The organism is Prochlorococcus sp. MIT 1323, from assembly GCF_047304905.1.
GTDB classification, from domain to species: domain Bacteria; phylum Cyanobacteriota; class Cyanobacteriia; order PCC-6307; family Cyanobiaceae; genus Prochlorococcus; species Prochlorococcus marinus_D.
This window is the reverse complement of record NZ_CP138973.1, coordinates 2211807-2223475: the sequence shown is the minus strand read 5'-3', so window position 1 is coordinate 2223475 and position 11669 is coordinate 2211807. Positions and strand designations below refer to the sequence as shown.

General features: G+C 54.8%; 11 protein-coding genes. 4 read left to right on the top strand and 7 right to left on the bottom strand.

Annotated features, from left to right (window positions below):
- Positions 1–23: 23 nt before the first annotated feature.
- The gene (locus SIB68_RS10800) at positions 24–1490 is read right to left on the bottom strand and encodes a TM0106 family RecB-like putative nuclease (protein ID WP_063400913.1); all 1467 of its coding nucleotides are present in this window, start codon (positions 1488–1490) and stop codon (positions 24–26) included.
- 53 nt (positions 1491–1543) lie between these two features.
- On the opposite strand from SIB68_RS10800, the gene SIB68_RS10795 reads away from it, so the two are divergent.
- Both SIB68_RS10795 and rdgB read left to right on the top strand, forming a co-directional pair.
- On the top strand, positions 1544–3007 hold the full coding sequence (locus SIB68_RS10795) for a phosphoglucomutase/phosphomannomutase family protein (protein ID WP_063400916.1): 1464 nt from the start codon (positions 1544–1546) through the stop codon (positions 3005–3007).
- Complete coding sequence (gene rdgB / locus SIB68_RS10790) at positions 3004–3615, top strand: RdgB/HAM1 family non-canonical purine NTP pyrophosphatase (protein WP_063400918.1); 612 nt, start codon at positions 3004–3006, stop codon at positions 3613–3615. Before SIB68_RS10795 ends, rdgB begins: the two co-directional genes overlap by 4 nt.
- A gap of 38 nt (positions 3616–3653) precedes the next feature.
- Here rdgB and SIB68_RS10785 read toward each other — a convergent pair whose 3' ends face one another.
- From SIB68_RS10785 to SIB68_RS10760, 6 genes are all read right to left on the bottom strand, one after another.
- Positions 3654–4868: an MFS transporter gene (locus tag SIB68_RS10785; protein WP_063400921.1), complete on the bottom strand. Its 1215-nt coding sequence runs from the start codon at positions 4866–4868 to the stop codon at positions 3654–3656.
- 52 nt (positions 4869–4920) lie between these two features.
- Entirely contained in the window at positions 4921–5598 is a 678-nt protein-coding gene (locus SIB68_RS10780) for an SIMPL domain-containing protein (protein ID WP_236069086.1), read from the bottom strand.
- Between the two features lie 361 nt (positions 5599–5959).
- Complete coding sequence (locus SIB68_RS10775) at positions 5960–7483, bottom strand: carotenoid oxygenase family protein (RefSeq protein WP_063400925.1); 1524 nt, start codon at positions 7481–7483, stop codon at positions 5960–5962.
- A gap of 66 nt (positions 7484–7549) precedes the next feature.
- Entirely contained in the window at positions 7550–8179 is a 630-nt protein-coding gene (gene hisB / locus SIB68_RS10770; RefSeq protein ID WP_063396816.1) for an imidazoleglycerol-phosphate dehydratase HisB, read from the bottom strand.
- Positions 8180–8206: 27 nt separating this feature from the next.
- A complete protein-coding gene (gene fabI, locus SIB68_RS10765) occupies positions 8207–8989 on the bottom strand; it encodes an enoyl-ACP reductase FabI (protein WP_011131247.1) in 783 nt (260 codons plus the stop codon).
- Between the two features lie 99 nt (positions 8990–9088).
- Positions 9089–9652, bottom strand: a complete 564-nt coding sequence (locus SIB68_RS10760) for a hypothetical protein (RefSeq protein ID WP_052646194.1) — start codon at positions 9650–9652, stop codon at positions 9089–9091.
- A 33-nt stretch (positions 9653–9685) separates the two neighbouring features.
- Between SIB68_RS10760 and SIB68_RS10755 the strand changes: the two genes are divergently transcribed.
- Together SIB68_RS10755 and SIB68_RS10750 are read left to right on the top strand one after the other, a co-directional pair.
- Positions 9686–10306: a thioredoxin family protein gene (locus tag SIB68_RS10755; RefSeq protein WP_236069088.1), complete on the top strand. Its 621-nt coding sequence runs from the start codon at positions 9686–9688 to the stop codon at positions 10304–10306.
- A gap of 54 nt (positions 10307–10360) precedes the next feature.
- Entirely contained in the window at positions 10361–11587 is a 1227-nt protein-coding gene (locus SIB68_RS10750) for a DegT/DnrJ/EryC1/StrS family aminotransferase (protein WP_063401139.1), read from the top strand.
- Positions 11588–11669 lie beyond the last annotated feature (82 nt).

Sequence of the window (11669 nt, the reverse complement as noted above, 5' to 3'; positions counted from 1 at the left end):
ATGCCCAGCTACTCGTCTTGCTTTCACAGCTCATCTTGCTTTAACAGCCATGCCGCCACGGCCCAAGTGGCGAGACAATCATCGTGGTTGTAATCAAAGATCCAACGCAGGGCATAGGAACTGCCGCGATCTTGAAGACCTGAACCACGCCACTGGCGCCACCAAAGCAGAGCTCGAGCCCCATCGACACCCACCTGACGCCAAGAAAATCCCAGCCAACTAGCCACGCACTTCAACCCATAGCTGTTTAAAGGCAATCGCCAAGAACGCCGCACCCGATCGTGCACATCAATCATGCGCTTGCTCAGTGCACTCAACTCAGCCGCGTCAACTCCCTGCCGCTTAGCCATACGGCGAAGAGCTAGAGACTCCGTTTCGCCGTAATGCATCACTGGCCAGTCGGGATAACTCTTCAGCATGCGTTGCAACCGCTGCCAGCAACGTGCCTCGCCATGCTCATAAAGCACCAAAAAGGGGTGATACTGCGCGCCCTCTAAATCCCAACTGCCATCTGGCCTGCGGCCCAGCCGGACAAAACCATGCAGAAAATCATCGCGAGCATCTGGATCAGATTCGATGTCGTACAACAACACACCAGGGGCAGTGGCCAATTCCGGTAAAGCTGATGCGGAGTTCAAGCGCTCATAACGACCATCCCGCTGAGCCCGGGCCTGAGCGACAAGCTCACAAGCCACTTCCCCGTGCTGCTCACCGAAATGTTGCAAACGACTTCCGAGCTCATTCGGATCGGCTGCCGCTAAATCCTGCAAACCAAGGATCCCCAGTTCCTGAAGCATCTGCCGTCGACGAGTCCCGATACCGCTCACCTCACTGAGATGTCCCTCTACAGAAGCCACGGCATTGCAAACACCTCGCCAGGAACACAACTTGCACTTACGCCGATCAGCAACCAAAGGCGGAGGCTCACTCAGCTCGAGGTCTGCGGCCAACTTGACCAGGACATCATCAAGCTGCCGCTGCAGCCCGCCCAGCAATGAAACTCGTTCCATGTGAAGACTGCGACTAGCTCCGGCCAAAGCCAAGCCTTCAGGCACGGGAGCCGACTGCAGCGGTGCCAATAAACGACCAGCAAGGGCCAAAGCCAAGCGATGCTCTCTGGTCAAGCGTCGACCCTGACGTGCAAGCACCGGTCGGTAAGCAAATGCCCCCCAACGACTTTGCCCCTCGACCCTCTGCAGCAATGGAGGATGGGCCTCCAATAACTGCCCCTCAGGACCAACCCCCTTAAGCCTCAGCCCCACCACCCCTGGGCAGCCTTGACTGCAACCGTCTAGACCCCTGCATGGTTTGCGCGGCAACAAAGCAACAAAGTTGCGCTGCTGATCATCAAGTTGCAGAGTGCGGTGAGCAGTCCAGAGCCGTTGCTCTCCATCGCCATAACGGTCTAACCAAGCCCTACGACGACAGCGCAGCCAACTACGCAGCAAGCGATCAGTCAGAACGTTGGCAGCGAGAGGGGTGGCACCCATCAGCCGACGTTACGGCGGCTGCCTGCTAGATCCAGTCCATTAGTTGATCATTTATGGCATCGGCCCCCCTGCCGCTGGCCGCGGCCCCCATCCACTTCGGTACCGACGGTTGGCGCGGGGTCATCGGCGTGGATATCACAGTCGAAAGGTTGTTAACCGTTGCTGCTGCTGCTGCACAGGAGCTGGCCTATCGCGCACCCACAGAACTCAAAAGCCAGTCAGTGATCATCGGCTACGACCGCCGCTTTCTAGCTCCGGAAATGGCAGAGGCCATTGCTGCCGCCGTGCGCGGCTGTGAGCTGGAGCCCTTACTCACCGAAACGCCTGTGCCGACACCTGCCTGCAGCTGGGCAATCGTTCAACATCAGGCCCTTGGCGCCTTAGTGGTGACAGCCAGTCACAATCCTCCGGAATGGTTAGGGCTAAAAATCAAGGGGGCCTTTGGCGGCTCAGTGGAAGACACTTTCACCGCAGCTGTGGAACAGCGACTTGCTGCCGGAGGGATCTCAGTACCCATCAATGGGATTACCAAGCGATTTGATGGGCGTGGGCAGCATCTCAAAGGATTGCGAGAGAAGCTCGATTTAACGTCCCTGATGAAGGGCCTGCAGAAGATGGGGCTCAAGGTCATCATCGATCCGATGCACGGTTCAGCAGCGGGTTGCATTGCCGAGCTACTGGACCCCCACAACCAAGGCTTGATTCAAGAAATTCGCGCCCAGCGCGACCCGTTGTTCGGCGGCAACCCGCCCGAACCCCTCGCCCCATATCTGAGCCAGCTGATCGCAGCTGTGCAGGCCTCCAGCGCTACCGGACAACCCGCCGTGGGTCTTGTGTTCGATGGCGATGGCGACCGCATTGCAGCCATAGATGAAGCTGGCAACTTCTGCAGCACCCAGCTGCTGATGCCCCTCCTGATTGACCACCTCGCCCGAGCCAAACAACTGCCAGGCAAGGTTGTAAAAACCGTGAGTGGCTCTGACCTGATGCGTCTAGTTGCTGAGGATCTAGGCCGGGAGGTGCTGGAACTACCGGTTGGTTTCAAATACATCGCCGCTGAAATGCTCAGCGGCGATGTGCTGGTGGGAGGTGAGGAATCAGGAGGGGTGGGCTTCGGAATGCACCTGCCTGAAAGGGATGCCCTCTTTGCAGCCCTGCTTGTACTGGAAGCACTTGTGGAGGGAGGGCAGCCCCTCGGCGCACGCATGAAAGCCCTGCAAGAGCGTTGTAGGGGGAGCAGTTTTTACGAACGCTTCGATCTACGCCTTGCTGATATGGACTCGCGACAACGACTAGAAACGCTGCTTGAGCAAACCCCTCCAGCCACAGTTGCTGATCAACCCGTTCAGGCCGTGATCCGTACAGATGGCGTGAAATTTCGACTTGGACCTAGCCACTGGTTGATGCTGCGTTTCTCCGGCACCGAACCCCTGCTCAGGATCTACTGCGAAGCTCCCAGCGAGACAGACGTCAAAGCAGCTCTGAAATGGGCAAAGCAGCTCGCAGAACGAACATGAGCAGCAATGAATTGTCAGAGCGGGTGCTGGTGATCGCCAGCGGCAATGCTGGCAAAATCCGCGAGTTCCGTCAGTTGCTGGCTCACCTGCCGCTCAGCGTGCAAGCCCAACCCAAAGATCTTGCCGTGGAAGAAACAGGCCAGACCTTTGCAGAGAATGCACGCATCAAGGCCTTGACAGTTGCTCAAGCCACGGGGCAATGGGCCCTCGCAGACGACTCCGGACTCAGCGTAGAGGCACTGGCAGGCGCCCCTGGGGTGTATTCAGCCCGCTATGCCGCGAGTGATTCCCTAAGGATTGAGCGCCTACTACAAGAACTCAAAGGGATCGATGATCGCCGCGCTCACTTCAGCGCTGCTCTTTGCATCGCATCTGAGACGAATGAAGTTTTACTGGAGGTCGAAGGCCGCTGCGAAGGTTTGATCACCCACGCAGCTCGAGGAGACAAGGGCTTCGGCTATGACCCGATCTTCGAAGTCGACGCAACCGGCACAACCTTTGCAGAGATGACTATTGAGCAAAAACGCCAATGGAGCCACAGAGGTTGCGCCTTTGCCCTGTTAGATCCAGCCCTGCAAGAACTGCTCCACAAACAAAACAAGCCCTAATCGCGAGACCACCGAATCGCTAAACAACCAATCCGCTCTCAACTAAGGAGTTGAGCAGATCGCTTGATGGTGTTGATCTGAAGCAAGGCAGCCAAAATGATCCCCAACAAAGCAAGGCTGCCGTAGGTCAACACCACCAGAGTTGTATTGCCGGGGGTCGATACCTGCAGCAATACCCCAGAGAGCATGATCATCAAAGCTCCCATCAACGTGCCTGCTGTATTCACAAAAGCGACAACAAGAGCCGTTTGAGCTGGAGGAGCTGCAGCTTCTGCAAGAGGAAAAGCTAAAACACTCGTGCCAAGGCCCAGACCAAGAATGGCTCCAGCCAAAATCAAAACGATGACGGATTGAGGGTTGGTCGCCACCAAGACCAGCAGAGCGGCGGCGGCGCTGCAGCTGCCCGCCAACAAGATGGGAGCACTCCTGGACTGATGACTGCCAAACCAACCTGCCCCAAGCATTCCTACGGATGTAAAGAGGGAAAGAACCATGCCTACCCCCACCTTGAGGGAACCGCTCCACCCCTCAACCTCGGACAGCAAGCCATATTGACAAAAGCCAAAAAGAGTTCCAGCACCCCAGGCATAAATCAAGGCCGCATGGACAACCTTCTTGATGGCATCGGCACTCCAGCGCCCTGAATGATCAGTGACTTGGCGTTCGCTGATCGATTGGCTTGGCTTTGCACGACTCTGCTGCGAGCTGGCAACAACCACGACAACTAACGGTGTTGCCACCAGCAAAGCCAACACCATGATCTGCAACGTCACCTGCTGCCGCCAGGAGCCCAAATGGATCAACACAGGCATCAAAGCAGCCAAGGCAGCGCCAAAACCAAGCAGGCTGTCGGTAGCACCCATCGCCAAGGCAAAACGCTGCGGCGGCAGGGTTCGCCTCGCAAGCAGCCCTGAGGCCGGGAAGGCAACAGCACAAGCAAGACCCATGCCAGCGCGGCTGATGATCAAGCCATCAAGGGTTTCAGCTCGAGCGAAGGCCAGTGTCAGTGCAGTAGCCGTGATGGCACCGAGTAACAGCCAACGTTCGGCACGGCCACGATCCAACACCCAACCGACAGGAATCTGAACGAGGCCATAGGGCAGCAGGAAGGCTCCCCCCACAACGGCAACATCAGCAGAGGAGAGAGCAAGCTCATCAGCGAGCGATTGATCGAAATATTGAAAGCTCGTTTCAGACCAAACCATCCAGGCCACGAAGAGCAGGCTGAGGATCCAAAGCAAGCGATCGCGCATCAAGTCATTGAAGACATCCAGGAGAATGTATTGGCTGCGAATCTGTTTGTCTTCAAGACAAGCAGTAATCGAGATTCAGCGTGAGCGACTGGCGCGGCTGCGGTGCTTCGTCGGGATTGAAGCTTGAGCTTGCTGCTTTTGAAAAACTGAGCCGACGTATCGAGCCATCACCGCGCTGATCAATGCGCAGCAATCGCACCTGCTTGAGGCCAAGTGCATCAGAGGTGGTTTCAGCCTGATGCTTGCCCTGCTTTAGAGCCCTACGCAACAACTGATTCTTCAATTGCTGTTCACTGGCAAGATCAGCAAGTGAAGACATGCCTTGAAAATCAACACCAGGCAGCCTGCCTGCGATCTGAATCAACGCGTCGTAATTGAATCGGCCCACCTCACCACTGACGCTGGTAAAAGCACGCTGCAAGCGCGGTTTGCCGCTAGTGCCATCAATGGCATAACTGCGTGGAGCAGGAATCTTGAGATCGCCCAGGCTGAGTGACCGCAGGCGACTGCGAACTGTGGCTAAGCGCTGATTGAGCTGATCCATTGCTGCCGATGAAGTTTTCCCCTCGGCTTCAACTTGCAAGGAAAAACGAAAGCGATCTGAACGCAGCTCTCCACTTTCACGAACACTGAGCTGCAGCAAAGTGCCATCACATCGAAGTTCCCCAGCATGAGCAGGCGAGCTTGCTAAGCCCATCAATCCACTAGAGCCAACAAGCAAGCCAAGCATCAAGGGAGAGCACAACAACCGCATCGGAGCTGAAAATATTGAACATTTAGATGTCTAATTTATATCTAGCGCCCTTGAGCGATCAAAATATGAATGAATTGCATAGCAAAGGCGCCAATTCACAACCAAACATGACTGGAGAGCAATGGATTTGAGCTGTCCTTGACGCAAGTTGGTGATGATCTATTGATCACAGCAGATGGCATTCACACCACCTTGAAGGATGTTGATAAGGGTGAGTTTCTCGCTGCTGATGTGATTGACTTTATCTAGTCAACCAACCAAATCCTGAAGCTCAGAGCGAACAAATTCCAAATAAGCTTGGAATTTGTTCGCCAATCAACACCCTAAACTCAATCAATCAATCAGCAGCAACCCAACTGCCATGCAATCCGTATGGAATGGTTATAGGCATCTCAAGCACTGCCTGCTCGCTTAAATCGTTTGCATTCAAAATCAACAACTGACTGGCACGACGCTCTCCATTCCATACAAAAACCAACAGCCAACCATCATCCTCAGCTTCACTGCCAGGGCGTGGCACCATCAATGGCTCACTGACAAATCCACGCGGCGCTGCACTCCACAAGCATTGATCACCATTGCTCAAATCCAGTTTCTTGATCGCCTGTAGGGGGGCATAGCCGGTTTCACGCTCTGCCACAGCCATCCATGCATAACGAGCCGACAACCCTTCTCGGCGTGGATTGACCATCGCAAATTCACAACAACGCTCACTAAAGCGCTTGGTTTCAATTCCTTTCCCCAAAAGATTGATGCGGCACTGCTCTAATCGACCCTCAGGGAAAAAGTCAAAGTCCATCGAGAGGAAGTCCTCGCCGGGATCAATCGAGGGGTAATCGCTGTAATAAATGCTCTCCAACACCAACTCATCCCCCTCCTCCCAAGCATTGAGATGGTGAAAAACAAAACCATCGGGAGCATCAAAGATGCGCGGCGGCTGCCCAGCAAAAGTGCCGCAATCACGAGGAATCAACCAAAACTTTGCCTGGCCTCCAGGCTTAGACGTTAAACATTGCGCCGCACCCTTCTGACCCAGAACAAACGGCAACGGATTGAAGTTGATCGCATTCTGCAAAAAGAGCGTCCAGTTAGGAGTAATCGCGAAGTCATGCAGAAAAGCAAAACCCTTAAAACTATCTGTGCGATCACTGATGAGGCGTCCCGCATCTGGGCCCTGAGTGGCAAACTCCATCAGCCGGATCTTGCTAGTCGGCCCTGTATTCACACCAAAGGTGACCATGCGAGGTTCGCCATGGTGGCCAGGATCGAAGCGGGGATGAGCGCTAAAAGCCTCTCCAGGCTTCAGCACCCCATTGAGACTCGAAAGCCCATGAGTTTCCAAGCTGACAGGGTCAAGCGCGTGCGGACCAGCCGCCTCCCAAAGAGCCAGTAACTGATCACCAAGTTGAACCACTTGGGTATTGGCAATGTTCTTGAAACGCACGTCAAAAGCATTCGCCTTCGCCCCACCACGCTTCTGCGTGCCAAACACCCCCCGATAGAGGAAGCGACCGGCCTTTTCCTCTTCCTGCCAATATTTCGTTCGCACAAAGCGATTACTCAGCGTGGCCTTGCTATCGCTGAATCGCACAGCAGTGATCATGCCGTCGCCATCAAAGGGGTGATGCACCCATTGCCCATCGCGTTCAAACCTGCCTGGACCGTTGCGATAGTGGCTGCCTTGCAGCTCAGCTGGAATCTGTCCCCTCAGGGGGCGTAAAGACACAGCATTGAGCTCTTGCTCAACATTGCAATAACCACTAGCCCAGTCATCCCGATCAAACCCGCCGGGTACATCTATTGAGGCCGCGGACACTGTTGAAGGGCTATCGCTCACTGTGCTCACTGCAAGGCTGATCAAGATTGACCAATCCTTACGCAAAAGGGCTTACACCCGCGAGCGAGGAAATCCCCACCCCCAAAGCATTCAGCTCTTCTGCCCGCCAGCCTGCTCCAGCACACCCTTGCTGCTAGGTACTGCACCGGCCCTTCGCGGGTCGATTTCAATTGCCATGCGCAGAGCTCTGGCAAAAGCCTTGAAACAGGCTTCAACGATGTGGTGGGAATTGGTGCCTGCCAACTGGCGAATATGCAGGGTGAGGCCGCTGTTGTTCACAACTGCCACGAAGAACTCCTTCACCAACTCGCTGTCGTAGCTACCAATTCGCTGAGAGGGAATTTGCAGGCCATAACTGAGATGAGGCCTACCGGAGCAATCCAGAACGACCTGAACCAACGCCTCATCGAGTGGTGCCACAAAATGACCGAAGCGGTGGATGCCACGTCGATCTCCAAGTGCCTGAGATAGGGCCTGACCAACAGCAATACCCACATCCTCATTGGTGTGATGGTCATCGATGTGGGTGTCACCAGTCGCGGTGATCTCTAAATCCAGCAAGCCATGGCTGGAAAGCTGGTGAAGCATGTGATCGAGGAAGGCGACCCCCGTAGAAACATTGCACTGACCACAGCCATCAAGCCCAACACGAACAAGCACGTCGGTTTCAGCGGTGACGCGATGTACATCCCCCTGCCTTAGCGACGTCATGATGCCCATCCAAATGAAGTCATGCTGCCAGTCAAATCACATTCCGTTAATGCAGTAACCAGCATCCACATAAAGCGTCTGACCGGAGATACCACTGGAAAGATCGCTCAGCAAGAACGCGGCTGTATTTCCAACTTCGATCTGGGTCACAGTGCGACGCAAGGGAGCCTTTTCTTCAACGTTATGAATCATCTCGAGGATGCCGCCGATCGCAGAACTAGCCAAAGTGCGAATGGGGCCAGCACTGATCGCGTTCACACGCACCTGCTTATCAGGGCCAAGTTCTGCAGAGAGATAACGCACTGAAGCCTCCAGAGCAGCCTTGGCAACACCCATCACGTTGTAATTCGGAATGGCACGATCTGCACCGAGATAGGTCAACGTCACAACCCCTGCACCATCACTAAACAAAGGCTTGGCGTGATGACAAAGCGGGGCCAGCGAGTAGGCACTGATCTCCAAGGCGCGTGCGAATCCCTCGGCCGAGGTGGCGCTGTAATCACCCACCAATTCTTCCTTGCCTGCAAAGGCAAGACAATGGACCAAACCATCCAACTGGCCCCACTGCTGGGCAATCACAGCAAACACCTCCTCGATCTGATTGCTGTCCTGCACATTCAAAGGCAAAAACAAACTGGGTTCTAGAGGAGCAGTGAGATCGCGCACCTTGCCTTCCGAACGGCCCCTTTCATCAGCCAAATAGGTGATTCCCAGCTCAGCGCCGGCGGCTTTCAACTGTTGAGCGATGCCCCAGGCAATGGAACGGTTGTTGGCGATACCTGTGACGAGGATCTTCTTACCGCTTAGATCGAGAAGCATCAGAGCGAACGCACTAGGAAACATTGGCAGCGATTCTCTCCCATGCCACGCCGAGTTTCACTGGATGCCCCGAATAAGGTCGCCAAGAGTTCTATTCGATCAGCTTCCAGACCAGTTGCCGTTTAACAACTCCTCCTGAAGCTTCCTCTCTTCTTCTGGATCCCTGAGCAGGTCTTCTTCCTCCAACGCAGGCAATCTCAAAGGCTTCACCTGATCAGCAGCGCGGGGCGGCTCCTGCCAACGCCATCTCGCCCTAGGTGCCCGATCAACACAAAGAGCCTTCAGCTCACGCTTCAAGGCACGGCGGACATCCCCGCGGGCCACTACCACGAAAAATTCCTTACGAGACGCAAGCCCTGAGCTGAATGGGGCATTGCCATTGCCATTGAAAAGCCTTGCAGGGTCTGGCAACCAACGGGGCGTACAGATCCCTGGATCACTGGTGTCCGTTTCGAGAAAGAGATGTACGCCATAGCCATCAGGCTCACTCACCACCGCCAGGCCGTCATGAGCTTGATGCCGCTGCAAGGGATAAATAGCCCAGCTGGGCTTGGAAGACGACGTCATACAGCCGTTAAGCACTACGGCCAAAGCCACTAACAGGAAGGTCTTTCCTTTTGCATTGACTTGCTTCACGGCATTGATGCAGCCATGCAAAGTCATCCTGAAGCAGCATTGAAGGACTGCTTTCCCAACATGGCCCTCACTCCCTCCACGATGCTGCCTCTCGGGACCCCCTTACCGGCGTTTGAATTGAAAGTGGTACCCGGCACCAATCTTGAGATCGATGGCGGGCTTGGCGCCCTGAACACAATCAAAACAAGCAACCTGCCAACCAAGCCCCTCCTGCTGATGGCGCTCTGCGCCCACTGCCCTTTCGTGAAACACATTGAAAAAGAACTGACCCATCTTGATCAGGACTACGGAGATTCCGTGCAGCTACTGGCTATCGCCAGCAACAGTCTGATCACTCATCCCCAAGACGGTCCTGAGCAGCTCGCGGCTCAGGCCAAGCAACAAGGCTGGCGTTTCCCTTATCTACTGGATACTGACCAAAGCCTCGCCAAGGCCCTACAAGCCGCCTGCACACCAGACTTCTTCCTCTTTGCTCCCTCTCCACAAGGACTGCAGCGACTCTGCTACCGCGGCCAACTGGATAACAGCCGCCCTGGGAACGATGCACCTGTGACTGGATCGGACCTACGTGCTGCCTTAGATGCCGTTTTGAACGGGCAGGATGTCTCTCCCCACCAGCAGGCCTCAATCGGCTGCAACATCAAGTGGCACCCAGGGCAAGAGCCCCCCTGGTTCGGCTGATCTGCCACTTCAAAAGCTGCTAAACCGTCTTCGGCTCGGCTTAAGGTGCTTCTCATGCAGGTGCCCCCTTTTAGCCTTACTCAACAGCTAGTCGAACTGGGGCCTGACCTTGATGAGGCGGTCTTGCGCGTGCTGCGCAGTGGCCAATACATCGGCGGCACCGAAATTGAATCTTTTGAACAAGGCTTTGCTAACTCCCTTGGCGTGCCTTATGTCGTTGGTTGCAATAGCGGCACCGATGCTTTGGTCCTGGCCCTTAGGGCACTGGATATCGGAGCAGGAGATGAGGTGATCAGCTGTTCTTTCAGCTTTTTTGCCACTGCCGAGGCAATCAGTTCGGTAGGCGCCACACCTGTCTTCGTGGACGTCGAAGCGGACACCTATCTCATCGACCTGGAACAAATCGAAGCAGCAATAACCCCAGCCACTCGTGCTCTTTTACCAGTTCATCTTTTCGGCCGCCCCGTCAACATGGAACAGCTGATGGCCATCGCCAACAAACATGGGCTGAAAGTAATCGAAGATTGTGCCCAAGCCAGTGGTGCAGCGTGGAACGGACGATCTGTAGGCAGTTGGGGCGATGTGGGCTGCTTCAGCTTCTTTCCCACCAAAAACCTTGGCGGCGCTGGCGATGGTGGAGCCGTCAGCACACATGACGCAAAGCTTGCTCAGCGAATGCGAGAACTCGCTGTTCACGGAATGCCGCGTCGATATTTGCATACAGAACTTGGCTACAACAGCCGACTGGATGCACTGCAAGCCGCAGTTTTGAACGTGAAACTACCAAGGCTTTCTTGCTGGGTTGAGAAGCGACAAGCCATCGCGACCCGTTATCAAACGTTGCTCACAAACCTTCCTTGCCTCGAGCTTCCAGATCAAACAAAAGCAAGCCATCTGCAACATGCATGGAACCAATTCGTGGTGCGGGTAACGAGCTGCCCAATGAACCAAAGCAACTCTGAGAGCCTTGGCAAACCGTCAAAAAACAATGGCAGCAATACCCTGCCGGATAGCAGTTGCCGTGATTGGCTCAAACAAAGTCTTTTAGAACATGGCATTAACACCATCATTTACTACCCAATCCCGATCCATCTCCAACCGGCCTATGAAGGCCTAAGCCAAGGCCCAGGCAGCCTGCCGGTCACTGAACAGCTTTGCAGTCAAGTGCTGAGCTTGCCGATCTTCCCAGAATTGCGCGAAGAGCAGCAGCAACAGGTTGTCTCTATGTTGCAGAAGCTGCTGAGTCCAGCAACCACAACTCACATGAGCAAGGTTGCTTAAAAAGCCTTATTTAATACCTGCTATTGCTTGTTATTAGGCACAACCTCCATAGATAAATACTGCTTCGCAGTAATACCAGAAC

Bases quoted from the DNA above. Each gene is read 5' to 3' on its own strand.
- SIB68_RS10795 (WP_063400916.1), top strand. From the start codon at position 1,544: ATGGCATCGGCCCCCCTGCCGCTGGCCGCGGCCCCCATCCACTTCGGT.
- SIB68_RS10760 (WP_052646194.1), bottom strand. From the start codon at position 9,652: ATGACTTTGCATGGCTGCATCAATGCCGTGAAGCAAGTCAATGCAAAA.
- SIB68_RS10755 (WP_236069088.1), top strand. From the start codon at position 9,686: ATGGCCCTCACTCCCTCCACGATGCTGCCTCTCGGGACCCCCTTACCG.
- SIB68_RS10750 (WP_063401139.1), top strand. From the start codon at position 10,361: ATGCAGGTGCCCCCTTTTAGCCTTACTCAACAGCTAGTCGAACTGGGG.
- rdgB (WP_063400918.1), top strand. From the start codon at position 3,004: ATGAGCAGCAATGAATTGTCAGAGCGGGTGCTGGTGATCGCCAGCGGC.
- SIB68_RS10780 (WP_236069086.1), bottom strand. From the start codon at position 5,598: ATGCTTGGCTTGCTTGTTGGCTCTAGTGGATTGATGGGCTTAGCAAGC.
- SIB68_RS10785 (WP_063400921.1), bottom strand. From the start codon at position 4,868: ATGCGCGATCGCTTGCTTTGGATCCTCAGCCTGCTCTTCGTGGCCTGG.
- hisB (WP_063396816.1), bottom strand. From the start codon at position 8,179: ATGGGCATCATGACGTCGCTAAGGCAGGGGGATGTACATCGCGTCACC.
- SIB68_RS10800 (WP_063400913.1), bottom strand. From the start codon at position 1,490: ATGGGTGCCACCCCTCTCGCTGCCAACGTTCTGACTGATCGCTTGCTG.
- fabI (WP_011131247.1), bottom strand. From the start codon at position 8,989: ATGCTTCTCGATCTAAGCGGTAAGAAGATCCTCGTCACAGGTATCGCC.